Genomic DNA, 22819 nt, shown 5'->3' on the forward strand with positions numbered 1-22819 from the left:
TTTCCACTACAATTCCAGCAGTTCGGCAGCGGCTCCGAATGGGGATTTTTTGCCCCCCATCACTTGCTCCCGTACTTCAGCTAGGTGCTTTTGCACGCGTGGGTTAGCGTAGAAGCGCTCTTCCAATTCCTGTCGGATGGCCTCGTGCAGCCAGTGCAGATTTTGCTCCTGCCGCCGTTGCTGAAAGTACCCACTGGCCTGCATTTGCGTCTGGTACTGCTCTATTATTTCCCAGACTTCGGCCACGCCAGCACCCGTCAGGGCCGAGCTGGTTGTTACCACGGGGGCCCAGCCGGAAGTAGCTTTTGGAAAAAGATGAAGAGCATTCTGGTATTCGCGGCGGGCACGACGGGCTGCCAACTCGTTGCCTGCGTCGGCTTTGGTGATGGTCACCGCATCGGCCATTTCCATAATGCCCTTTTTGATGCCTTGCAGCTCGTCGCCGGCACCGGCCAGCATGAGCAGCAGAAAAAAGTCGACCATACCATGCACAGCGGTTTCACTTTGGCCTACGCCCACCGTTTCTACAAAAACGACGTCGTGGCCGGCTGCTTCGCACAAGAGCATGGCCGCGCGGGTGCTGCGCGTCACGCCTCCTAAGGAGCTGCCCGCCGGCGATGGCCGAATGTATGCCGCTGAATGGGCGGCCAGCTCACTCATGCGGGTTTTGTCGCCGAGTATGCTGCCGCCGCTGCGTTGGCTGGTAGGATCTACGGCCAGCACGGCCAGCTTCTTGCCTAGCTTATTTACCAGATACAGCCCCAGCGCTTCGATAAACGTGCTTTTACCCACGCCCGGTACGCCAGTTATGCCAACTCGTATCGAGTGGCCCGCCTGCGGCATAACCGCGTCGAGGACTTGTTGAGCGAGCTGTTGATCGGTGGCCAAGGTGCTTTCCGCCAGCGTAATGGCGCGGCTCAGCACCACGCGGTTGCCGGCCTGAATACCCGCCACATACTCGTCTACGGTGAAGCGTTTGGCCATAGGTGATGGGTCTGCCCTTACTTGACGATGAAATTGGGCAAGCCAAACTTACTACGTTTGCCTCCCAGACTGATACCATCGTCCTTGTAGCCGCAGGCTAAGCCCGCAGCATTCGGGTTTTCGATGACTCCCAAAAAAGGGTTGTCTTCGCGGGCCACGTATATTTTGCCATCCGGCCCCCGCTGAAGCGCCCCGATTTTACGGTTCTTGGAATCCCCTATTTTGGTGGCTTTGCTGGTCTTCAAATCGAACTGCCAGATTTGGGCCGCCCCGCCACCGGTGCCGTTATTGGTGCCATAGAGCTTGCTGCCATCGGGCGAGAACTCCACGCCGTAGGCTTCCTCATAAGGGCCAAATTGGCGTGGCTTGCTCACTAAGCCCGTTGTGCGGTCGAAGTCAAAAACCTCAAACTTGTTGCTTTCGCGCCAGATGGCGGCGGCCAGCTTGTTGCCATCCGGTGAGAACTTCATGCAGCCAATAGCGTTTCGGCCGGGGCCGGCGTGCATGGTGCCTACGTTGCTTAAAATGGGCTTGGTTTGAACGCCATCGGCCGTAACGAGGTAAGCCACAAAGGCGTTAGAATTCCAGCGGTGACCTACCACCCACACGTCGCGGCCGTTTTGGTGACGCACCGCCGCTAGCTTCTCGGCTACGGGTGAAATGAGTAGCAAATTGGCGCGTGGTACATCGCCGAGGCCGTTGTCGCGGGTCATGTCCACTACGGAATAGCGCATACCGCCGGGCCGGCCCTGAAAGTCGGTGGTGAACACGTAGAACACGTTACCGCTGCCGGGATCAGGCACAATCAGAACGCCTTGCGTGCTTTCCTGCCCGCCCATCAGCTTGCGGCCATTGGGCATGGGCTGGTGCTGGCGGTTATAAATTGTGCCTCCATTGGTATAAAACAGCAGTTGGCCACTTTTGGTAGTAGCCACGGCGCAGTTCTCGTAGCTCACCATTTTGCTGTCGAGAAGGGGAGTGGGCTTGCCTTGAGCAAAGCTTAACCCCGCCATATTACCGAAGTACCAGATAGATTGCTCAGCCTGAGCCCAAGCCGGAGCACTCGTGAGCAGGCTTACAAATAAGAGCAGAAAAGGAAGTCGTTTCATAGTGTGGCAAAGCGCCGGAGCAGGTGTGATTAGGGGCGCTACTAGAAGGAAAACGGAATTTCGTGCCAAGGTAATATAGCTAACGGTGGGAGAGCCCGGCGAAAACCCACAACGAAAAGTAACAGACACGCCGTTTACGGAGTTTGAATACGAGCTGGGGGCTTTTTTGCAGTCCGTAGAACGCAAAAAAGCCCCCAGTCGATGTTTTAGCTTCACATCTTTCGTATTGCTCATGCTCCGGTCCATTCTTCTCGTGTTACTAGTCAGTGGCTTTGCATTAGGCTCGTTAGCCCAAAAGCCTTCTGCAAAGCCCTCGTTGCCAGAGAGAATAAAATCTCAGCGGTGGCAAAAAAGGGTGGTTATCCTCTACGCGCCCACGGCCGAATCAGTGGAGCTCAAGCAGCAAAAGGCAAGCATGACTTCCGCCGAAGCCCAAGTGAAAGCCCGCGATATACTCATCATGGAAGCTATTGAAACCAGCTTGAGTCCCACCGAAAAGCAGTATGTGCGCCAAACGCTGGGTGTCGAGCCGAGCGGCTTTGCCGTGGTGCTGATTGGTAAAGATGGTGGCGTAAAGCGCAAAGAAACCAAGCCAATTGACCCCAACGTGCTATTCGAGACCATCGATACGATGCCTATGCGTCGCCAAGAAATGCGTACAAAAGGCAAGTAGGCTCTACCCAATACTCCGTATCACGCCGCCATCTACCCGTACGGAAGCCCCATTCGTAGCCGAGGCGAGCGGACTAGCTAGGTACACCACCATATTGGCCACTTCCTCCGGCGTGGCAAAGCGCTGAAGCAAGGATGAGGGCCGGTCGTTCTGAAAGAAATCATGCTCAGCTTCTTCCTTCGATTTCCCTTCAGCCGATAATTTTTGTAGAAAGTCCTCTACGCCCTCGGAAGCCGTGGGGCCAGGCAGCACGGAGTTTACCGTTACATTGGTGCCTTTGGTCAGTTCGGCCAGACCACGAGCCACGCCAAGCTGGGCCGTTTTGGTGGTGCCGTAATGAATCATTTCCTGCGGAATCTGTAGGCCCGACTCGCTGGAAATAAATAGGATGCGTCCCCAGTTCTGAGCAAGCATAAGCGGGAAATATTGGCGCGAAAGCCGCACCCCGCTCATTACGTTTATTTCAAAAAAGCGCATCCAATCCTCATCAGTGATATCAGCAAACTCCTGGGGGGCAAAAATGCCGACGTTGTTCACCAAGATATCCACTGTGGGTACTTCACGCAGCAAGTGCTGTATTTCGTCGGCGCGCCCAAAGTCGACGGCGACGCCGCGTACTTGGGCTGTAGGTGTTTGGGCCAAAATAGCCGACGTGGCTGTCTGAATTCGGGCGTCGGTACGACCTGTAAGGATGACGTGCGCGCCTTCTGCTGCTAACTGTTGGGCAATGGCCAAGCCGATGCCAGCGGTAGAGCCAGTTACTAAAGCAATTTTATTCGTGAGTTGCAGATCCATTCTTGTGTAGAATATAAAGTGAGAGGCGTTAAACCAGTGAGCGTTTATTTTGTATGTTAATCTTTACGGTTGACAGCCGAGATGGACGCTTCTGGTGGCGTTAGCCAACTTAGCGCTGCAATCGTATTGACTTCGTGCCTTTTCTTACAACTCACTTATTGCCCATATGTCATTTTCCTCTGCCCGCCCCGAAGATTTATTGTTTGATGCTGCCCGCCGGGGCGATGTTGCTTATCTGAAAGAATTGATTGCCACCAACATCGACGTGAATACGGTGAATGGGAAAGGCTTCACTCCACTAATAGTAGCTGCCTACGATGATCAACTGGAAGCTGTTCAGCTTTTGCTTGAGGCGGGCGCTGATGTGGATGTGCAGGATGCTGGCGGCAACAATGCCCTGATGGGTGTCTGCTTCAAAGGCCACGCCGAGGTGGCCAGCCTGCTAATAGCGAACGGCGCCGATCTGAACCTGCAAAATGGCAACGGAGGTACCGCGCTGATGTTTGCCACGCTTTTTGGACGCAACAAACTCGTGAAACTCATGCTCGACGCCGGCGCCGATACTACTATTCGGGATATCAGGGGCCTTACCGCGCTGGATCTGGCTGTGCAGCAGGGCAATGAGGAGGCTTTGCAGCTGTTGCAATAACTGTTGAGCCACTTTACTGTCTATTCGCCGTATAACCCGAAATTGCTTCCGACACGTTCGTACTGAAGCAAATACTGAGGGTATACATATTCCACTTATGGACAGCTTAGCCAGATTTGCCCCCCACATTTATGCCTTGCTTCGTATTGTGGTAGGCTTGCTTTTCGCGATGCATGGCAGCCAGAAACTGCTAGGATTTCCCGGTGATAAACCGCCCGTGGAAATTGCTTCGCTCATGGGCCTTGCCGGAATAATAGAGCTGGTTGGTGGCCTCCTTATTGCCTTTGGTTTCCTGACGCGCATTGCTGCTTTTATTGCCAGTGGCACTATGGCTGTGGCTTACTTTATGGCCCACGCACCGCAAGCAAGCCTTCCTATTATCAATCAGGGAGAGCTAGCGGTTGTGTACTGCTTCTTGTTTCTGTATATCGCCGCGCAAGGCTCCGGACCTTGGAGCCTTGATAATATGCTACGAAAGGATCGGCGTGACGTGTTGCCACGATAAGAGCTACACCTTGTAGTATCATTCTCAACTAATACCTGATCTAAAAAGAGAGCGTCCGTGTCTAACAGGGTGTTAGACACGGACGCTCTCTTTTTCTTTCTCTGGGTAACAGTCTTTCAGAACTACGAAGCCTTTAAGCTGGCTTTGTCAGCAAATAGTAGGCATAGCGCCGTCCAAGCTTTACTTCCTGCTCAATTTCAAGGGTAACAAGTTGTGGCACAAAGCCACAGCTGATCGCATTTTCCCAAAACTCCTCAATACGATAGGTTACCATGTGAGGTAGGTTTTGCGCATAGCCCCAACGATGCGGCTGGCTGATAGGAGTGTTGTCGGCGTAGCGAATTTGAATAAACGCCTGCCCACCCGGCTTCAACAGTTTGTAAGCAATGTCCAGCACGCGGGTGCCGTATGCCTTGGTTGGGAAAATCTCAAAAACGTAAGTGGAGAAAAATAGATCGACAGGCTCTTTGATAACGCTCAGAACCGTTTCGGGGGTACCCGCTTCAAATTGCACAGGAACGAAGTTGTGGTAGCCTTCCTGGGTTAATTGCTTCTGACACTCATTCACACTGGCAGCAGTAATATCAGTACCATAGTAGCAGCTCGACCCGGGAGCGAAGTGCACAGCATTTGCTCCGCCGCCGCAGCCCCAGTCTACGATGCGGGCCGGTTGGTTGTCAAGGGTTGCCACGCCAGCTAAGCGGCGGTACATCTCATAATTGTGCCGGCCCATCTTAAGCCACCGCTCATCGTCATTGGTGAATATACCTTTGCCGCGCCAGTGCGCATTGCCAGGAATATACTCCCGATCAATACCTTCCCAATAGTGCTGAGAATCGGCTATTAGCTTATCCTCCGAATCGTACAGATGTAAGTTCTCCCGTACTACACGCTCACTGGAGCGATAAATTCGGGCTAAAGTATTTCGTAGCTGAGATTTCATCAGGTTAATTGTGAGAACTTAGGCTAAACCGTTAGTAATGCAATGTAGGCTTTAATGTTGATTTAATCCTATTAAAATCCTTGTTAGTATATAGATAAATCAAATTAATAAGGGAAATACTTAACAAAAGCTATTCAGTTGTATTATTTAAGTATTTTTTCAAGTAGAAACTAAGCAGGCTAAAGCCTCACATAGCAACTATTGACACATGATTTAACAGAGTTAAATTTAAGTAAACTATAGCAATCTCCCTTACATATGGCTGCTAGTACAGGATATGCATTTATCCTGTACTAGCAGCTAGACTACGGAAAATCTATGCTTAGGTCGTGAGTTACAAGCAATTTTTACTGCTCTTTCAACTTTTGCAAGATTTCTTGGGCTGCTACTGCAATTACCGTTCCCGGACCATAGACTCCCGCTACTCCCGCCTCGAAGAGAAATTCATAATCCTGAGCCGGAATCACGCCACCTGCAATAACCAGAATATCCGCGCGGTCAAGCTTTCTCAACTCCTCAATCAATTGTGGGATCAGGGTTTTGTGACCAGCTGCTAAGCTACTTACGCCTACCACGTGTACATCGTTTTCGGTAGCTTGGCGGGCTACCTCGGCCGGAGTTTGGAATAGGGGACCAATATCCACATCGAAGCCTACATCGGCGAAGCTCGTAGCAATGATTTTGGAGCCGCGGTCATGGCCATCCTGGCCCATTTTAGCCACCAAAATACGTGGCCGACGACCTTCGAGCTTGGCATACTCATCGGCCATTTTATGGGTGCGCTGAAACTCGGCGTCGTAATCCAGTTCTGCGGAATAAACGCCCGAAATAGCTCGAATAGTAGCCTGATGGCGGCCATATACTTTCTCTAAGGCATCTGAGATTTCGCCAAGCGTAGCGCGTACGCGGGCGGCTTGCACGGCCAGCGCCAACAGGTTGTCGGAGCCACTGCGAGCTGCGTTTGTTAGAGCTACTAACGCTGCTTGTACAGCAGCAGTATCGCGTTCAGCTTTGATGGTGGCTAGTCGAGCAAGCTGGGCCTCCCGTACGGCGGCATTATCAATGTCGAGTACATCGATTTTGTGCTCTTCAGTAGGGCGGTATTTATTGACGCCCACAATGATTTCCTTGCCTGAGTCGATACGTGCCTGCTTACGGGCAGCCGCTTCTTCAATGCGCATTTTGGGCAGACCAGTTTCAATAGCCTTAGCCATGCCGCCCAACTCTTCTACTTCCTGAATCAGCGCCCAGGCTTTGTCGGCGAGTTGGTGAGTGAGGCTCTCCACGTAATACGAGCCACCCCATGGGTCTACGACGCGGGTAATATCGGTTTCGTGCTGGAGGTAAAGCTGCGTGTTGCGGGCAATGCGGGCCGAGAAATCCGTGGGCAAGGCAATGGCTTCATCCAGTGCATTCGTGTGCAAACTTTGCGTGCCGCCCAAGGCTGCTGCCAAGGCCTCAATGCACGTACGCGCCACGTTGTTGAACGGGTCTTGTTCTGTAAGCGAGTAACCCGAAGTTTGGCAGTGGGTGCGCAAAGCCAACGATTTGGGATTCTGGGGGGCAAATTGCTGCATGAGCTTGGCCCATAACAGCCGCCCCGCGCGCAGCTTGGCAATTTCCATGAAGTGGTTCATGCCAATTGCCCAGAAAAAGGAAAGGCGGGGGGCAAATTGGTCCACGTCCATGCCCACGGCGAGACCCGCACGCACGTATTCCAGCCCATCGGCGAGAGTATAAGCCAGTTCCAGATCGGCGGTAGCACCGGCTTCCTGCATATGGTAGCCGCTGATGCTGATGGAGTTGAAGCGCGGCATATGCTTAGCCGTGTAGGCAAATATGTCGGCAATGATGCGCATGCTCGGAGCGGGCGGATAGATGTAGGTGTTGCGCACCATAAACTCCTTCAGAATGTCATTCTGAATGGTGCCCGCCAGCTTCTCCGGACTCACCCCCTGCTCCTCAGCCGCCACAATGTAAAAGGCCATGATCGGGAGCACGGCCCCATTCATAGTCATCGACACCGACATCTGGTCCAGCGGAATCTGGTCGAAGAGGATCTTCATATCCTCCACCGAGTCGATGGCGACGCCTGCTTTGCCTACATCGCCCTCCACGCGCGGGTGGTCGGAGTCGTAGCCGCGGTGCGTAGCCAAATCGAAGGCAACCGAAAGCCCTTTTTGCCCCCCAGCTAGGTTGCGACGGTAGAAAGCATTGCTTTCCTCAGCCGTAGAAAACCCCGCGTATTGCCGGATAGTCCACGGGTTTTGCACATACATGGTAGCGTAAGGCCCACGCAGATAAGGCGCCACACCCGCACCGAAGCCCATATGATCGAGGCCGGCCACATCGTGGGCTGTGTAATAGCTACGGAGCGGAATCTGTTCGGGCGTCGGCGTTTCGGTGGGCGTAGCCGGAGCGGGCGGCAACGGCGCTGCATCGTACGGAATACGGGAAAAATCAGGCTTCATGAATGGAGGATAGATTGGGTGGCCTGGGGTGTTTAGTCGAGGATTACTCGGGTAATAGTTGCTTCAGCAAGCTGTTTTACAAGGAGTGATCCTACGTTTTTCCCTGCAATCGGGCGAGGATGTCGTCGGTTTTATAGCTATTTACGCTGAGTTCTTGGAAGCCGTGGCGCTGAATGGCAGCCTGCATAGTGGCCACATCGCTGGATAGCAAAGTAGGCAAGTGAATTGACAGGTCAGCAGCATCAGGGGCGGATACTTCACGGGCAAGAGCGTGATACTGCTCCACGGTGGCGTACATCAGGGTCGCCGTTTCGGGCGTGGAAAACAGCACCGACAAGGTATCATCCGGTGTCTCGGGGAGCGCTAAGGAAACCCGTTCTTCCGGTGAAAGAGTTTTGAGGAAAGACTCGAGAATGGCCTGGTTTGCATCCTGACCTAAGAGTACCACCGCCGCCCGCTGATTCTGCTGCAACTGCCGCTTAAAATGCATAGCCGTTACCAAACGCAATACTTCCGTGGGATACGTAGCGCGGGTAGTATCGAAGCTGCGGCTGCGCAGGAGCTTTTTAGGATCGAACTCAAACTCCTCCTCGGCTTGCGTGAATCGGTTGCTCCCCACTATTACCTGCTCGCCGGTGGCTATGCGGTGAAACTGCTGGCGGCTGATCGTGCGTAGCTCTTCCAACACGCTGCCCCAAGCTTTGGGAAAGCCACCTTTGGTTTCTGTGGCTTGGAAAAGCGCCCATGCTTCGCGGGCCAGGGTGTCGGTGAGCGTTTCGAGGTAGTAGGAGCCGGCTGCGGGATCGGTCACGCGGCCCAACTGGGATTCCTCCCGCAGAATAATAGATAAGTTGCGCGCCAGTCGCTCCGAAAACTCACCCGGTTCGCGGTACAAGCTGTCGAATGGGGCTACGGTGAGCGAGGTAGCGCCGCCTAATACGGCTGCCATGGCTTCTGTTGTGAAGCGTAATAGGTTGGTGTGCGGATCAAGGGTTGTTTGCAGCCAAGACGACGTGCTGGTATGAATTCGTAGTGTGGCCGCTAGGCTGGGGGGCAAATGGAAGGCATGCAATAACGTAGCCCACAGCCGCCGCATGGCTCTAAGCTTGGCAATTTCTAGGAAGTAGCTGGTTCCTACTGCCAAGTGCAGCTGCATAGCCGCCGCCACGTCAGCCACACTCAGATCCGCAGTAGGAAGGGCTTGCAGATAAGCTGCCGCCACATTCAACGCGTAGCCAATCTGTTGGGTATTGGTGCCCCCTCTATTACCAAAAAAGCCGGCATCAATTGTCAGTGCCTTAAAATCAGGCAGATGCTGCGTCAGCTTTATTGCCGTCCGCAGTTCGGGTAAGTGGCTGGAAAAGTTTGTAGAATAATGGGTGAGAGGCTCAGTCACCAAAAAGCCCCCAGCTCCTTGCTGGCGTCCAGGAGCCGACGCAGCAAGCCGGTGGAGTGGTGCGGCACCGAATACCCGATGAAGGTAGTACCGAGCGGCAGGAAGCTGTGGAGGTAGTCTACGTCGAAGGCGCTGGCATCGTCAGAGAAAATAAAATGCACGCCATCGGCTCCACGATCCAGGCTTATCCGAGCTTGGTCTACAGCCTCATGACCGCTGTTTTGGGCTGCTACACGCACCGCCGGTACGTTGCGCCAGGCGCGATTGGGAGCGACCTGTTGCGGTAGGAGAGGAGAGGGCAAGGCTCCTAACGATTCTAGCGCCTCTTGGTGATAAAACGGCTGTACATCAAACCCTTCACTCGTGTGCCACAGCAGCGCGGCAGGGTCAGCGCCCTTCAGGTCGCGGCGGATGCGCTCCTGCCAGGCCTCCGTACTGACGGGTTGAAACTCGGGAAAAGAAACAGGTGCCGGACGTGGGATATCGGCCATACGGGAGTGGTGAAAAGCCTATCATTCCGATGAGGAATGCGGGATAAAGATACCCCATCGGGCTAATAATGGCGAATTAGGCAAGTTGTTTGTACGGCGGCGCGCGGCATCCGGCTTTGGCGGCTTCTATAATCTAGGCTTCTTCCTTTCTCACTTTCACTATTTACATGATTAAATCTTTAGGGTTTTTACTGCTTTTGTCAACCGCTTCTATGTCAGCCGTTGCCCAATCTGATTTCCGTGCTGGCTATATCGTGCAAGCGGCTGGCGATACGGTTTCTGGCCTTGTCGCCTATCAAGGTGCGCAGCGCAGTGCCTTGTTATGCCGGTTTCGTTCTGATGCTCAGGCTGCTGTGGTTGAATATCAGCCGGAACAGCTGCGTGGCTACGGGTTCAAGCAAGGCACCAAATACTTAAGCCAACCTACGCCTGCGGCTCCTGCCCGCGCTGCCTTCTTTGAAATACTAGCCTCCGGCAAAGTATCACTGCTAACCTTGGTTGACAGCGACGACCAACGTCACTTCTATGTACAAAGCGAAGCTGCATCAGTAGTCGAGCTAATTCAAAAAGATACCATTGTATCTAAATCAAGCCCTAGTGGTGTCCAGAAAGTAAAAGTTCGCTCGTACCCCTTTCGAAACGTATTAAATACGACGTTGGCAGGTTGCCCAGCAGTTCAGGCCCAACTGGGGCGTGCAGAGTTAATAGAGTCTCAGCTGACGAAGCTGGTGAATAGCTACAATAATTGCGCTACCGGAGCACCGGCGCAAGTTGCCGCACCTCGTGCCGGCCGCTTCAAAGCTGGTCTGTTAGTAGGAGCCCAACGGGCCGCTTTCACCTTTAACGACGAAGGTGAGGAGAAGATGAGCTCCACCGTGGGTCCTCTCATGGGCATCGGCTTGGACTTTGCGCCAGCACGCTTCAATGAGAAGCTGTCAATGCGCGTGGAGGGGCTGTATTCAAACCAGTCAACCGAGCTACAATATACACGTCCGGGTAGTGGACCCTTTCTTACTCAGCGGGCTCAACGTAATCTGGAGGTTGATGTGACGAGTCTGCACCTAGTGGCGCTTCTACGCTATGCCCGGGCTACGGGTGCCATCAGGCCGTTTATTCAGGCTGGGCCGCAACTTGCTGCTCATATTAAGAGCAACGCTGTTCTGACTACTACTTACGATGTTGCATCGCCACCTGCTCCTAGCACTCGGGAGATTGATTTGCGCCCCAGTAACTTCGGCGGAGTGCTGGGTGCTGGGTTACTTCTGCCCGCCGGCAAGGTGGGTACTTTTCAGCTAGAAGCCCGATTGGATATGATGGACAGCTTGAGCGAATCCGGAATCCTCTCTGGTGCTACTACCACGTCGGTTTTAGTTGGATATACAATAGGCAAATAGCGGTTCAAGCAGCAAAAGGCGAAGCAGACAAACAAAGTTGCCGAGATGTCGCAATGGGTTGGGGCAAAAGCCCAAAGACCAGCGTTATCTTTGCAATCCGTCTCTTCGCCTTTTGCTGTTTCTATGCACTTTCTCCGCTCCCGTGTCGCTAGCCTTGGTCTGTTTCTCGCCGTTGCTGTAACGCCAGCCTGTCAGCGCGCTGCTTACGTGGCTAAGCCCACATTGGCTCCCACCACGGCTCAGCCCGTAGGCCAGACTTTGCCCCCCGACCCCAAAATAGCGGCTCTCATTGAGCCCTATCAGCAGAAGGTGACGCAGCAGATGGCAGAAGTGATTGGCACAGCGCCGGTGGCTCTTAAAAAGAACTCGGGCGAATCGCCACTGGCGAACTTTATAGCCGATATTCAGCGGCAGCGAGCCAGCACCGTTATGGGTAGCCCAATTGATGTGGGTGTGATAACAAATGGCGGCCTGCGCGCCGAGATCCCCGCTGGACCAATTAAGCTGGGGGACATTTTTGAACTCATGCCCTTCGAAAATGAGCTGGTCGTGTTGGACGCTCCGGGGTCCGTAATGCAGCAGCTATTTGACTATTCTGCTCGTATCAAAATGGCTATTTCGGGTGCTACCTATACTGTGGGCGCCGATGGAAAAGCAACCAGTATTCTAATTGGGGGCAAGCCGCTCAATCCAGCCGGCACGTATACCGTCGCTATTTCCGATTATCTGGCTGGTGGCGGCGATAATATGGTATTTTTCAAAACTATCAAGCCCCGCGGTACTGGCGTATTGTTGCGCAATGCCATTGCTGACCACATTCGTCAGCTTACCAAAGAAGGCAAGCCTGTGGAGGCCAGAGTAGAGGGTCGGGTGCGCTAATATGCAGCTTAGCACCATCTCAATTTAGTATTTGTTAGCCCAGCAACCATTAGCACATCAGAAGCATGAACCGTCGCGACTTCCTTAAAAATTCGACCCTTGGTGCCGCTAGCTTAAGCCTACTGGGTGTGCCAGCGCTGGCTGCCGATGCCAAAGGCTCGCGCCTCACCATTCTGCATACCAATGACATGCATTCGCGCATTGAGCCGTTTCCGGAGGGCAGTGGGCAATTTGCGGGTATGGGTGGCATGGCGCGGCGTGCCTCGCTGATTCAGCAAATTCGGGCGCAGGAGCCCAATGTGCTGCTGCTCGACTCCGGCGACGTATTTCAGGGCACGCCGTACTTCAACTTCTTCGAAGGAGAGTTGGAGTTCAAGCTGATGTCGCAGATGGGCTATGATGCCGGTACGCTGGGCAATCATGATTTTGACAATGGCCTGGAAGGCCTGGCGAAGCAGCTGCCTAACGCGAACTTCCCTTTTCTAATAGCCAACTACGATTTCTCACAAACACCGCTGGCTGGTCGTTTTCAGCCCTACAAGGTGTTCACAAAAGCCGGACATCGCATTGGCGTCTTTGGGTTGGGCATTGAGATGGCGGGTTTGGTAGCCGATAAAAACTTTGGCAAGACTGTGTATCTCGACCCCATCGCGACGGCCCGCACTACCGTGGCCCGCTTGCGTGAAGCGGAGCGTTGCGATTTGGTTATTTGCCTATCGCACTTAGGATATCAGTATAAAAGTGAAAAAGTTGATGACCATAAATTAGCTGCGCAGGTAGCTGGCATCGACTTGATTTTAGGTGGCCATACCCACACCTTCCTCGATGCGCCAGTTCCAATTGACGGCCCGAATGGCCACCGAACGTTGATTAACCAGGTCGGTTGGTCGGGAATTAACCTCGGCCGTATAGACTATGCGTTCGAGCGTAAGTCGCGGCGGCCTGCGGTGGCGTCCGCTTCGGTGGTACCCGTGCGAACTGCCTGACAAAAGCAAGGAGTCAAGCGTTTTTTTGTGTCCTGACTTTTCCACATTTTTGTCTCCCCCTATAAAAACCGGGGCTCGGTTGCCCCGTGCTCTGATCCTCATTTCCTACCCTGCACCCGTTGCTTTTGCCCTATATTGTTGATGTTGAAGGATTGCCAAACCGTATGGGCTAACTGTCTTCGCGTCATCAAGGCAAACATTGGTGAGCAGAGCTTCCGCACTTGGTTCGAACCCATCGTGCCGGTGCAGCTTCATCATAATGTCCTGATTATTCAGGTGCCCAGCCAGTTCTTTTATGAATGGCTGGAAGAGCATTATGTGGATGTGCTTAAGAAAAGCATCTACCAAGAGCTTGGCCACGAGGGCCGCTTGGAATACAGCATCGTCGTGGATCAGGGCAACGGCCAGTCGAAGCCGCGGACGGTAAATATTCCGACGGCGCGCAAGGCCGCATATCCGACTCCCGGCAATAATAGCGTTGCTCAGGTGGCAGCCAGCGCTCAAACTGCGTCGGCCCGAAATGTTGCCGCCGCTGCAAATGCGCCTGCTAATCCTGACACGCTACGAAACCCCTTCGAGGCCGCCAAGGGAATTGACCGGAACTATCTTAAGTCACAGCTCAACCATACGTATTCCTTCGAGAACTACATCGAGGGCGACTGTAACCGTTTGGCCCGCTCGGCGGGTTTGGCCGTAGCCAATAAGCCGGGAACTACAAGCTTTAATCCGCTGATGATTTATGGCGGTGTAGGCTTGGGCAAAACACATTTGGTGCAAGCCATCGGCAATCACATCAAAGCTACGACGCCCGATAAGTTTGTACTCTACGTGTCAGCGGAGAAGTTCACGAACCAGTTTATCGAAAGCCTGCGCAATAATGGTGTGCAGGACTTTGCCAACTTCTACCTGCTGGTCGATACGCTGATTCTGGACGACGTGCAGTTTTTGTCGGGTAAGGATAAAACGCAGGAGATGTTCTTTCACATCTTTAATCACCTGCACCAAGCTGGACGTCAAATTGTCATGACCTCCGACCGGCCGCCACGCGACCTCAACGGGCTGGAAGATCGGCTTTTGTCTCGCTTTAAGTGGGGATTGACAGCCGACTTACAGAGCCCGGATTTTGAGACGCGGATGGCCATTATTCAAAACAAAATGCAGCAGGATGGCATCGACATCCCGCCGCAGGTTGTGGAATATTTGGCGCACTCCGTGAACACCAACGTGCGCGAGCTGGAAGGCGTCTTGATTTCGCTGGTGGCTCAAAGTAGCCTCAACCGCCGCGAAATTGACCTGGAAATGGCTAAGCAGGCGTTGCGGCACATTATTGAGGAAGTAGAGGCCGAAGTAAACCTCGACTTCATTCAAAAAACAGTAGCCGAGTACTTCAGCATTCCAGTGGACTTACTGAAGGCCAAAACCCGCAAGAAAGAAGTCGTGACGGCGCGGCAGGTGGCGATGTATTTTGCGAAGGAGCACACTAGTCACTCACTAAAAAGCATTGGCCACAACTTCGGCGGCCGCGACCATAGCACCGTTATTCATTCTGTTCAAACAGTATCGGACCTGATTGATAGCGACAAAAGCTTCCGCAGCACGATTGCGGAGCTACGTAAGAAATTCGCCGGTAAATAATCCTGAGCTTTAATTCCAGGTATAAAAAAGCCCCCCAGATCTAGTCTGGGGGCTTTTTTGGCTACAACGAATACCTAGGCATTGGGCTGTGTTTCGCGCAGAGGTACTTGGTGCTGCTGGGCAAAAGTGCGAACCTGGTCGCGCAGGGTGCGTTTGCGGCGGGCACCTCTTACCTCGCGCATGCTCAGATTATACTGGTCGCCGGCTTTGAGCTTGATCCGCAGCTGCTGCGCCACAAAATCTAGGCTGGCGATATCCTCGGCAGCGAAAGCCTGCTTGGCCCGAAACAAACCGCCCTTGTGCACAATGTAGCCGGGCGTAAACTCCAAGTAGCTCTGGGTGCCAAATATGGGCGCATTATGCACCAGCACGTAACCCAGGTAGATTAGACTAAATACGAGAAACACCCAGTGCAGAAAGTGATAGTCGTTTACGCCATCATCGGATGACATAGAAAACAAGGTGTAGGCAATCCAGAAGCAGGCAATGAGCACTTGGCCCCAGAACGGAACTCGTGAGGTATTGGCTGGTTGGAGACGAATGCGGGTAGAAGTAGCGGGCATAGAAAGAATAGATAGTTCAGCAAAAAGCAAAGTAAACTAAAAACCGGCAAGGCTTGGGGCTTTACCGGTTTTTAGTTGCGTTGTACTATTCACCCGCTGAATAATCAGCAAGGAATAGTATTGGCAAAAGTTACTTCAGGCTTGCGCTTAGCGTCATCTCAGGCACAGCTTGCAGAAGCTGCGAAATAGGGCAGTTCAGCTTGGCATCTTCAGCGTGCTTTTGAAAGTCTTCGGCCGATATGCCGGTTACCTGCCCTTCCGTCGTGACGTGGATTTTGGTGACTTTGGGCTTGCCATCTACCGTATCCATGGTCACCTTCGATTCGGTGTTGAGCTGCTGTACCTGCGCACCGGCTTTGCTCAGCTGAATAGCCAGAAACATCGTGTAGCAGCCTGCGTGAGCTGCACCTACCAACTCCTCAGGGTTTGTGCCTTGCTTGCCTTCAAAACGGCTGCCTACCGAATACGGTGCGTTTAGGGCGCCGCTCTGCGTGGTGAGCGTACCGCTACCTTTCTGGTCGCCGTTCCAAACGGCTTTGCCTGCATGATCTGCCATGATATAATGAGTAAGGGATGAAAGAATGGGTTGTCTTATCTACCAACCTATAAAATACGTGTTGGGTTGTGGTAGCACTGAAATTTGAATAAGCTGGGGGCAATTTGCAGCAACAGTTGCAGTTATTACTTCGTTATGGAGCTGGTTTTGGCGTTTTTGATAAATTAAACGCAGAATTTAGCCTTGGATTACTACTTGCTCTATTTAAATCCGTACGTATTTCTCGGTACGACGTGTTGACTCCGTTTACGTAGTTATTTCAGAAATCTTTATTATTCAATTATGGCCCTCAAGGCCGCATTCAGTCGTCCCCTCGCCGCACTTCTGCATCATCGCTATCAGCAGTGGCTCCGCCGCCCGGTAGCCACGCAGAAGCGGGTGCTAGCGAGCCTAATCAGTCAGGCTCACGCTACTGCATTCGGCCGCGACCATGAGCTTGTCAGTATCAGCAGCTCCAACGACCTAGCTCGCCAAGTACCTGTGCGCGACTATGAGGCCTTATCTCCTTATTTTCATCGGGTGCAGGAAGGTGAGGCGGATGTGCTGTGGCCTGGTCGGCCCCTGTATCTGGCCAAAACCAGCGGTACTACCTCCGGCACCAAGTATATTCCAATTACCAACGCCAGCATCCCCAATCACATTAATGGCGCCCGCGATGCTCTGCTTACCTACGTGCACCGCACTGGCAAAGCGCAGTTTCTGGATGGAAAGCTGATGTTTCTCTCCGGTAGCCCGGAGCTGAGCATAGTGAATGGGATTCGGACGGGACGCTTGTCGGGCATCGCCAATCATCATGTGCCAGCTTATCTGCGCCGCAGCCAACTGCCGAACTATACCACCAATTGTATTGAAGATTGGGAGCAGAAGCTCGACCGTATCGTAGATGAAACGGTCGATCAGCCGATGAGCCTTATTTCGGGTATTCCGCCGTGGGTACAGATGTATTTTGACCGCCTCGTGCAGCGCACCGGCCGGCCTATCAAGGATATATTTCCGGATTTTGACCTCTTCGTGTACGGAGGCGTCAACTTCGAGCCGTACCGTGCTAAGCTTTTCGAAACCATTGGCCGCCCCGTAGATAGCATCGAGCTGTTTCCCGCTTCCGAGGGCTTTTTGGCATTTCAAGATGAACCCGGCAACCCCGGCTTACTACTCTTGCTCGACGCGGGCATTTTCTTCGAGTTTATTCCTGCCGAACGCTTCTTCGAACCCAATCCGCCCCGCCTCACTATTGCCGACGTGGAGCTGGATAAGCAATACGCGCTGGTGCTCAACTCCAATGCTGGCCTCTGGGGCTATAGCATCGGCGACACGGTGCGCTTTGTGAGCCTTTCGCCCCATCGCGTAGTGGTAACCGGTCGCATCAAGCATTTCCTGTCAGCTTTTGGCGAGCACGTTATTGGCGAAGAAGTAGAACAAACGTTGCGCGAGGTCATGGCTCAATTTCCAGAGGTGGAAGTAGTTGAGTTCACCGTCGCGCCCCGCGTAAGCACCAACCCCAACGAGCCTTCTCAACACGAGTGGCTGATAGAGTTTGCCCGCCCGCCCCGCGACGCTGTTGCTTTCTCCGCCGCTCTGGATGCTGGTCTGCGCCGCCGCAATACGTATTATGATGACCTGCTGGGGGCAATATTCTGGCTCCACTTCGCCTTACCAGCTTGCCGCAGGGTGCATTTCAGCGGTACATGAAGAGCCTAGGCAAACTTGGGGGGCAAAATAAAGTGCCGCGTCTGAGCAATGACCGGGCGCTAGCGGATGGGCTATTAGGCATAGGCTAAAAGCTGTATATTGAGCTATGATACGCTTCGACCGCACCGCCTCCCGCAAAACTACCCTGCACCACGACCAGGATGTTGAAGATGCGGCGTACTGGCAAAGCAAAACAGTAGAGGAACGCATGGAAGCACTGGAGTTCCTGCGGCGTCAGGCTTACGCATTTTATTTTCTTGCTAATGGCACAGGCCAACCAGCTTACCGAGGAATACAAAGAGTTTGTCGAATCATTAAACGCCAACAGAGTTGAGTATCTGATAGTCGGCGCTTATGCAGTAGCCCGCTATGGTTACGTAAGAGCTACTGGCGACATTGATGTGTGGGTGAACCCTACGCTAGAAAACGCACAACGCGTTGTAAACACCCTTCAGCAGTTTGGCTTAGGTGGATTAGGCTATGTACCTAATGATTTTATTGAACCAGAAACTATTGTGCAATTGGGCGTAGCTCCTCTACGAATCGATCTGCTCACCTCCGTTGATGGAGTAGAGTTTAATTCTTGCTATGATCAACGGGAAATTAAAGTCTTGGACGGAGTGCCCATTAACTTTATTAGCTTGAGTGATTTACGACAAAATAAAGCAAGTACCGGCCGACTCAAAGATCAATTAGATTTGCAGAATTTGAGTAACTATAATTCTAAATAGTGACCATAGTATGTGGAGTAATTGGTATAAATATTATGAAATTAGATCGTCACCAACCTATAATTCTACTGCTGACACTAAAGCAATAAGGTCAGTCCTAGATTCCTTACCGGAACTGGAAAGAGTTGGGTTAGTGAATTATAAAAATGCGGTGGGTTATCCTTGGATTGACTTAGCACTTGTGAAAGGTAATAATGGTAGCTTCAGCTGCTCAAACGATACATGGAGCGACGAATTCAACATGATGTCTATTACTTGTTCTAAATCAGAAGATGGAAAAGTGCCGGACTACCAAGTTGATTTTTTAATCAGATTAGCCTCGATACTTAATTGGGAATTGATTGAGGATGAGAATGAAGAAGATGAGGAAAATATAGTTCTGTGGAAACCACACTAAAACCCTGCCTCTACGCTGCCTGCCTCGCCTACATCCAGCAGCGCATAGCCGCCGCCACCCAAGCCATGCAAGCCGCCCAGGAATCGGCTAACTCCGAAACCAAAAGTAGCGCTGGCGACAAGTACGAAACTGGCCGCGCCATGGCCCAAGAAGAGCGCAACCGCAATGCCGTGCAGCTCCGCGAAGCCCAGAACCTGCAAGCCGAACTAGCCCGCATCAACCCCGAGCAAGCCTGCGATACGGTGCGGCCCGGCGCGCTGGTCGAGACGAGTATGGGGGGCTTTTTTATCAGCATCAGCGCCGGCAAGCTTGCCGTAGATGGCAAAGACTACTTCGCCGTGTCGGCCGCGGCGCCCGTAGCGGTGGCGCTGAGCGGGAAGCGAGCAGGGGAGGAAGTAATGTTCAATGGGAAGGTGGTGCGAATTGTTGAGGTACAGTAAAATATTGTCTTCTAAAGGCCGTCATGCAGAGCGGAGCGAAGCATCTCGCTCACGCATTTAGATTAGTAATATTACGACCGCACGCGAGATGCTTCGCTCCGCTCTGCATGACGGCCTAGTTACTAAAACCGCGGCTTACCTTTGCTGATCCACGTCACCGCTTTTGCATGTCCCACCCACCCAAACGTCTTACCCTACTGGGCTCTACAGGCTCCATTGGTACCCAGGCTTTAGACGTAGTGCGCTCCCAGCCGAGCCGCTTTACTATTTCGGCACTTTCAGCACACTCCAATGCCGATTTGTTGATTCAGCAGGCCCTGGAGTTTCAACCGGCCGCTGTCGTTATCGGCGACGAAAAGCACTACCAGACGGTTAAAAGCGCGTTGGCTGGCCAACCAACGGAAGTGCTGGCGGGTATTGCAGCCTTAGAGGAAATTGCCAGCCGCCCTGATACTGACATTGTGCTTACGGCCATGGTGGGCTACGCCGGCTTGCTGCCTACTGTGCGCGCTATTCAAGCGGGCAAAACAATTGCCTTAGCCAACAAGGAAACCTTAGTAGTTGCCGGCCAGCTTATTACGCGTTTAGTTAAGGAACACGGCGTGGGCCTGTATCCGGTGGATTCCGAGCACTCGGCCATTTTTCAGTGTCTGGTAGGAGAGGAGCAAAACCCGATTGAAAAGATTATTCTCACAGCGTCTGGGGGGCCTTTTCGGGGGCGTAATATGCAAGAGCTGGCTACCGTGACGAAGGCTCAGGCACTCAAGCATCCCAATTGGGATATGGGGGCCAAAATTACCATCGACTCTGCTTCGTTGATGAATAAAGGCTTAGAGGTGATTGAGGCCAAATGGCTCTTCGGTCTGCGCGACGACCAGATAGAAGTAGTCGTGCATCCGCAAAGCATTATTCATTCCTTGGTGCAGTTCGAAGATGGTTCGCTGAAAGCTCAGCTTGGCTTGCCCGATATGAAATTGCCGATTCAATACGCTTTAGGCTACCCCGAGCGTTTGCCCAGCAAATACCCGCGGTTCTCCTTCCTCGATTACCCCCAACTCACCTTTGAGCAGCCCGATCAGAGCACATTTCGCAACTTGCCGCTGGCTTTCGAAGCGATGCGCCGGGGCGGAAATGCGCCCTGTATCCTCAACGCGGCCAACGAAGTAGCTGTGGCTGCTTTTCTGCGCGACGACATCGGGTTTCTACAAATGCCCGACCTGGTCGAAAACTGCCTGTCGAAGGTTTCGTACCTTGCCGAGCCTGCGTTGGACGACTATGTGCAAACCGACCAGGAAACGCGCCGCGTGGCGCAAGATTTTTTAAAACATTAACTCAAAACCCCGTGTCATTCTAAGTAAAGTCGTGCGGAACGAACTACCGCTTCGTTGCAATACCATCGGAGTGCTGCTTGACTTGCGCTTTTATGCGTTCCGCCAGCCGGACAATGAGCAGCGTAGATTACCGATTACCTTAACTCTGTAAAAACAAAAAGCTTTGGATATTCTGATAATGGCCGGGCAGCTCATTTTAGGGCTGACGATTCTGGTGGGCGTGCACGAAATGGGGCATATGCTATCGGCCAAGTGGTTTGGGATGCGGGTAGAGAAATTCGCCATCGGCTTCCCTCCGAAATTGTTCGGCAAAAAAATCGGCGAAACCGAGTACATGATTGGCGCTGTGCCGCTGGGGGGCTTTGTTAAGATCACGGGCATGATCGATGAGTCGCTCGACACGGAGGCCATGAGTCAAGAGCCTCAGCCCTATGAGTTTCGCGCGAAACCAGCCTGGCAGCGCCTGATTGTGATGCTGGGGGGCATTATTGTCAACGTTCTCACAGGCATTCTCATCTTTACCATTCTGACGGCCAAGTATGGACAGAGCTACCTGCCGGCTTCGGAAGTACGCTTTGGCGTGGTGCCCAGCAAGTTGGGCGAGGAGATTGGCTTCCGCAAAGGCGACAAAATTGTGAAAATCAACGGCCGCCCCTTCGAGCAGTTCGACGACGTGTACGACCCGGAAGTGGTGATGGGCAACCAGAGCTACTACACCGTGGAACGCAACGGCCAGCTACTCGATATTAAGCTGCCCGGCGACTTCATGGACCGGCTGTCCGATAATCAAAACGATCCGGCGCGCTTCGTGGAGCCGCTCAATCCATTTGAAGTAGGTGAAGTAGTAGCTGGCCGCGCCGCTGCTAAGGCAGGTCTGCAGCCCGGCGACCGTATTCTGCGCGTGGGCGCCCGGGAAATCAACTTTTTCCCTGAGCTACAGCAAGCTCTAAAGGACAATGCTGGTAAGGCTACCGCCTTACTCGTACAGCGCAACAGTAAGCCAATTACGCTTACCGCAAACGTAGAGGAGGAAGGAACGCTGGGCTTTATGCCTAAGTCGTTGCTGCAATATTCGACCAAAGACTACAGCTTTATTGAAGCTATTCCGGCTGGCGCTTCGCAGGCGTTTGGCATCGTGAGCAACCAAGTGCAGGCGTTTGGAAAGATTTTCCGGGGTGAGGCATCGGCCAGCAAGTCTTTGGGTGGCCCGATGGCCATTGCCCAAACCTATGGCGGCACCTTTAACTGGATTAAGTTCTGGACCCTGACCGGCATGCTGTCCATGGTGCTGGCCTTCATGAACTTGCTCCCTATTCCAGCCCTTGACGGCGGTCACGTGATGTTTCTGACCTATGAGATGGTATCGGGTCGTAAGCCTTCGGATAAGTTTCTAGAGAACTCGCAGAAGGTAGGCATGGCTTTGCTGCTTAGCCTGATGGTGTTTGTCATCTTCAACGACTTGTTCAAAACGCTGTTTTAGAACTTATTTATCGTGTATTTACCTAGATAGAACGAAGGACGCCTTCGTTCTATTTTTGTTTGCAACCTCCTGATTATGCGTCAACTACTTGTTTTCTGCGCTTTGTGCCTGCTTAGTGTCGCTGCCATGGCGCATGCGTACCACGCGAGCATCATGGACGTGCAGTACAATACGAAAAAGCAGCAGCTGGAAGTAGCGCTGAAAGTTTTTACCGATGATTTTGAGAAAGGCTTGAGCGCCGGCCAGCCCAGTGCCGTCACTTTCGACAAGCTTTCCCCAGCTCAGGTTTCCAGCCTTACCACGGCTTTGCTGCAGCGCTCGGTGGCCTTTGGTACGAAGCCCAGCGAAACCTTGCCGCTCCGCTTTGTGGGCGTTGAAAAGGATAAGGATGCGCACTGGGTGTACTTCTCCGTAAAAATGCCCCCCAAACCTGCCACTACCATTTATCTGCGCCACCGCTTACTCCTGGATACTTTTCAGGACCAAATGAATATTGTGAATCTGGAGGGCGGTGGTAAAAAGCAAAGCGCCCTGTTTCGCGCCGGCAACGACGAGCAGCAACTCAGGTTTTAGCGGCCATTGTTTGCGTCGGTTACTGCGTAGAGGCTTTTTGATGGCAACTGAGGGATAATTTATCTTAAGCGTTGGCTACCGTTGCGCACGACTACGTTCAACGACGAAGGAAGTGATTAGACAGCTAAGTGAAGCCAGCGTTTACCGAT

The 22819-nt window shown here is 52.9% G+C and carries 22 protein-coding genes and 1 pseudogene; 14 read left to right on the forward strand and 9 right to left on the reverse strand.

The window, feature by feature from the left end; genetic code table 11:
• Positions 1–6 precede the first annotated feature (6 nt).
• Together meaB and EPD59_RS05295 are read right to left on the reverse strand one after the other, a co-directional pair.
• Positions 7–984, reverse strand: a complete 978-nt coding sequence (meaB, locus tag EPD59_RS05290) for a methylmalonyl Co-A mutase-associated GTPase MeaB (RefSeq protein ID WP_133271875.1) — start codon at positions 982–984, stop codon at positions 7–9.
• A gap of 17 nt (positions 985–1001) precedes the next feature.
• On the reverse strand, positions 1002–2093 hold the full coding sequence (locus tag EPD59_RS05295; RefSeq protein ID WP_133271876.1) for a WD40 repeat domain-containing protein: 1092 nt from the start codon (positions 2091–2093) through the stop codon (positions 1002–1004).
• Positions 2094–2448: 355 nt separating this feature from the next.
• Here EPD59_RS05295 and EPD59_RS05300 point away from each other — a divergent pair, with 355 nt between their 5' ends.
• Positions 2449–2766, forward strand: a complete 318-nt coding sequence (locus EPD59_RS05300) for a DUF4174 domain-containing protein (protein WP_165963482.1) — start codon at positions 2449–2451, stop codon at positions 2764–2766.
• Positions 2767–2769: 3 nt separating this feature from the next.
• Here EPD59_RS05300 and EPD59_RS05305 read toward each other — a convergent pair whose 3' ends face one another.
• Positions 2770–3561, reverse strand: a complete 792-nt coding sequence (locus EPD59_RS05305; RefSeq protein ID WP_133271878.1) for an SDR family NAD(P)-dependent oxidoreductase — start codon at positions 3559–3561, stop codon at positions 2770–2772.
• Positions 3562–3727: 166 nt separating this feature from the next.
• Here EPD59_RS05305 and EPD59_RS05310 point away from each other — a divergent pair, with 166 nt between their 5' ends.
• On the forward strand, positions 3728–4210 hold the full coding sequence (locus tag EPD59_RS05310) for an ankyrin repeat domain-containing protein (RefSeq protein ID WP_133271879.1): 483 nt from the start codon (positions 3728–3730) through the stop codon (positions 4208–4210).
• 97 nt (positions 4211–4307) lie between these two features.
• Complete coding sequence (locus EPD59_RS05315; RefSeq protein WP_133271880.1) at positions 4308–4715, forward strand: DoxX family protein; 408 nt, start codon at positions 4308–4310, stop codon at positions 4713–4715.
• Positions 4716–4848: 133 nt separating this feature from the next.
• Here EPD59_RS05315 and EPD59_RS05320 read toward each other — a convergent pair whose 3' ends face one another.
• From EPD59_RS05320 to EPD59_RS05335, 4 genes are all read right to left on the reverse strand, one after another.
• The gene (locus tag EPD59_RS05320) at positions 4849–5658 is read right to left on the reverse strand and encodes a class I SAM-dependent methyltransferase (protein ID WP_133271881.1); all 810 of its coding nucleotides are present in this window, start codon (positions 5656–5658) and stop codon (positions 4849–4851) included.
• A 347-nt stretch (positions 5659–6005) separates the two neighbouring features.
• Positions 6006–8129 carry a methylmalonyl-CoA mutase gene (scpA, locus tag EPD59_RS05325; protein WP_133271882.1) on the reverse strand — a complete coding sequence of 708 codons (2124 nt, stop codon included), beginning with the start codon at positions 8127–8129 and terminating at the stop codon, positions 6006–6008.
• A gap of 91 nt (positions 8130–8220) precedes the next feature.
• Positions 8221–9525 (reverse strand): methylmalonyl-CoA mutase family protein, encoded by a 1305-nt coding sequence (locus tag EPD59_RS05330; protein ID WP_165963483.1) that lies wholly within the window; start codon positions 9523–9525, stop codon positions 8221–8223.
• Entirely contained in the window at positions 9522–10016 is a 495-nt protein-coding gene (locus EPD59_RS05335; protein WP_133271884.1) for a hypothetical protein, read from the reverse strand. The genes EPD59_RS05330 and EPD59_RS05335 overlap by 4 nt, the downstream gene beginning before the upstream one ends.
• 212 nt (positions 10017–10228) lie before the next feature.
• Between EPD59_RS05335 and EPD59_RS05340 the strand changes: the two genes are divergently transcribed.
• The 4 genes from EPD59_RS05340 to dnaA all read left to right on the forward strand — a co-directional run bounded on the left by EPD59_RS05340 (position 10229) and on the right by dnaA (position 14910).
• Entirely contained in the window at positions 10229–11410 is a 1182-nt protein-coding gene (locus EPD59_RS05340; RefSeq protein WP_165963484.1) for an outer membrane beta-barrel protein, read from the forward strand.
• Positions 11411–11533: 123 nt separating this feature from the next.
• Entirely contained in the window at positions 11534–12289 is a 756-nt protein-coding gene (locus tag EPD59_RS05345) for a 5'-nucleotidase C-terminal domain-containing protein (protein WP_133271886.1), read from the forward strand.
• Between the two features lie 65 nt (positions 12290–12354).
• Entirely contained in the window at positions 12355–13275 is a 921-nt protein-coding gene (locus tag EPD59_RS05350; protein WP_133271887.1) for a bifunctional metallophosphatase/5'-nucleotidase, read from the forward strand.
• Positions 13276–13416: 141 nt separating this feature from the next.
• Positions 13417–14910: a chromosomal replication initiator protein DnaA gene (gene dnaA, locus EPD59_RS05355; protein ID WP_133271888.1), complete on the forward strand. Its 1494-nt coding sequence runs from the start codon at positions 13417–13419 to the stop codon at positions 14908–14910.
• A 74-nt stretch (positions 14911–14984) separates the two neighbouring features.
• Here dnaA and EPD59_RS05360 read toward each other — a convergent pair whose 3' ends face one another.
• Together EPD59_RS05360 and EPD59_RS05365 are read right to left on the reverse strand one after the other, a co-directional pair.
• On the reverse strand, positions 14985–15473 hold the full coding sequence (locus tag EPD59_RS05360; RefSeq protein WP_133271889.1) for a hypothetical protein: 489 nt from the start codon (positions 15471–15473) through the stop codon (positions 14985–14987).
• Positions 15474–15603: 130 nt separating this feature from the next.
• Positions 15604–16029: an OsmC family peroxiredoxin gene (locus tag EPD59_RS05365; protein WP_133271890.1), complete on the reverse strand. Its 426-nt coding sequence runs from the start codon at positions 16027–16029 to the stop codon at positions 15604–15606.
• A gap of 282 nt (positions 16030–16311) precedes the next feature.
• On the opposite strand from EPD59_RS05365, the pseudogene EPD59_RS05370 reads away from it, so the two are divergent.
• From EPD59_RS05370 to EPD59_RS05400, 7 genes and pseudogenes are all read left to right on the forward strand, one after another.
• Positions 16312–17807, forward strand: a pseudogene (locus EPD59_RS05370) (GH3 auxin-responsive promoter family protein).
• A 174-nt stretch (positions 17808–17981) separates the two neighbouring features.
• Positions 17982–18449 carry a nucleotidyltransferase gene (locus tag EPD59_RS05375; protein WP_133271891.1) on the forward strand — a complete coding sequence of 156 codons (468 nt, stop codon included), beginning with the start codon at positions 17982–17984 and terminating at the stop codon, positions 18447–18449.
• A gap of 10 nt (positions 18450–18459) precedes the next feature.
• Positions 18460–18846, forward strand: coding sequence for a hypothetical protein (locus EPD59_RS05380; RefSeq protein ID WP_133271892.1), 387 nt, complete (start codon positions 18460–18462; stop codon positions 18844–18846).
• Positions 18831–19286, forward strand: a complete 456-nt coding sequence (locus EPD59_RS05385; RefSeq protein WP_133271893.1) for a 3-oxoacyl-ACP synthase — start codon at positions 18831–18833, stop codon at positions 19284–19286. The genes EPD59_RS05380 and EPD59_RS05385 overlap by 16 nt, the downstream gene beginning before the upstream one ends.
• Positions 19287–19453: 167 nt before the next feature.
• The gene (locus EPD59_RS05390) at positions 19454–20617 is read left to right on the forward strand and encodes a 1-deoxy-D-xylulose-5-phosphate reductoisomerase (RefSeq protein ID WP_133271894.1); all 1164 of its coding nucleotides are present in this window, start codon (positions 19454–19456) and stop codon (positions 20615–20617) included.
• 163 nt (positions 20618–20780) lie between these two features.
• Positions 20781–22097 (forward strand): RIP metalloprotease RseP, encoded by a 1317-nt coding sequence (gene rseP / locus EPD59_RS05395; RefSeq protein ID WP_133271895.1) that lies wholly within the window; start codon positions 20781–20783, stop codon positions 22095–22097.
• A 75-nt stretch (positions 22098–22172) separates the two neighbouring features.
• On the forward strand, positions 22173–22670 hold the full coding sequence (locus tag EPD59_RS05400; protein ID WP_133271896.1) for a DUF6702 family protein: 498 nt from the start codon (positions 22173–22175) through the stop codon (positions 22668–22670).
• Positions 22671–22819 lie beyond the last annotated feature (149 nt).

The organism is Hymenobacter radiodurans, from assembly GCF_004355185.1.
In the GTDB taxonomy this organism is placed as follows: domain Bacteria; phylum Bacteroidota; class Bacteroidia; order Cytophagales; family Hymenobacteraceae; genus Hymenobacter; species Hymenobacter radiodurans.

What these genes read in the sequence shown, in the direction of transcription:
- meaB (WP_133271875.1), bottom strand. Translation starts at nt 984, where the DNA reads ATGGCCAAACGCTTCACCGTAGACGAGTATGTGGCGGGTATTCAGGCC.
- EPD59_RS05295 (WP_133271876.1), bottom strand. Translation starts at nt 2,093, where the DNA reads ATGAAACGACTTCCTTTTCTGCTCTTATTTGTAAGCCTGCTCACGAGT.
- EPD59_RS05305 (WP_133271878.1), bottom strand. Translation starts at nt 3,561, where the DNA reads ATGGATCTGCAACTCACGAATAAAATTGCTTTAGTAACTGGCTCTACC.
- EPD59_RS05310 (WP_133271879.1), top strand. Translation starts at nt 3,728, where the DNA reads ATGTCATTTTCCTCTGCCCGCCCCGAAGATTTATTGTTTGATGCTGCC.
- EPD59_RS05315 (WP_133271880.1), top strand. Translation starts at nt 4,308, where the DNA reads ATGGACAGCTTAGCCAGATTTGCCCCCCACATTTATGCCTTGCTTCGT.
- EPD59_RS05320 (WP_133271881.1), bottom strand. Translation starts at nt 5,658, where the DNA reads ATGAAATCTCAGCTACGAAATACTTTAGCCCGAATTTATCGCTCCAGT.
- scpA (WP_133271882.1), bottom strand. Translation starts at nt 8,129, where the DNA reads ATGAAGCCTGATTTTTCCCGTATTCCGTACGATGCAGCGCCGTTGCCG.
- EPD59_RS05335 (WP_133271884.1), bottom strand. Translation starts at nt 10,016, where the DNA reads ATGGCCGATATCCCACGTCCGGCACCTGTTTCTTTTCCCGAGTTTCAA.
- EPD59_RS05340 (WP_165963484.1), top strand. Translation starts at nt 10,229, where the DNA reads ATGTCAGCCGTTGCCCAATCTGATTTCCGTGCTGGCTATATCGTGCAA.
- EPD59_RS05345 (WP_133271886.1), top strand. Translation starts at nt 11,534, where the DNA reads ATGCACTTTCTCCGCTCCCGTGTCGCTAGCCTTGGTCTGTTTCTCGCC.
- EPD59_RS05350 (WP_133271887.1), top strand. Translation starts at nt 12,355, where the DNA reads ATGAACCGTCGCGACTTCCTTAAAAATTCGACCCTTGGTGCCGCTAGC.
- dnaA (WP_133271888.1), top strand. Translation starts at nt 13,417, where the DNA reads ATGTTGAAGGATTGCCAAACCGTATGGGCTAACTGTCTTCGCGTCATC.
- EPD59_RS05360 (WP_133271889.1), bottom strand. Translation starts at nt 15,473, where the DNA reads ATGCCCGCTACTTCTACCCGCATTCGTCTCCAACCAGCCAATACCTCA.
- EPD59_RS05365 (WP_133271890.1), bottom strand. Translation starts at nt 16,029, where the DNA reads ATGGCAGATCATGCAGGCAAAGCCGTTTGGAACGGCGACCAGAAAGGT.
- EPD59_RS05375 (WP_133271891.1), top strand. Translation starts at nt 17,982, where the DNA reads ATGGCACAGGCCAACCAGCTTACCGAGGAATACAAAGAGTTTGTCGAA.
- EPD59_RS05380 (WP_133271892.1), top strand. Translation starts at nt 18,460, where the DNA reads ATGTGGAGTAATTGGTATAAATATTATGAAATTAGATCGTCACCAACC.
- EPD59_RS05390 (WP_133271894.1), top strand. Translation starts at nt 19,454, where the DNA reads ATGTCCCACCCACCCAAACGTCTTACCCTACTGGGCTCTACAGGCTCC.
- EPD59_RS05400 (WP_133271896.1), top strand. Translation starts at nt 22,173, where the DNA reads ATGCGTCAACTACTTGTTTTCTGCGCTTTGTGCCTGCTTAGTGTCGCT.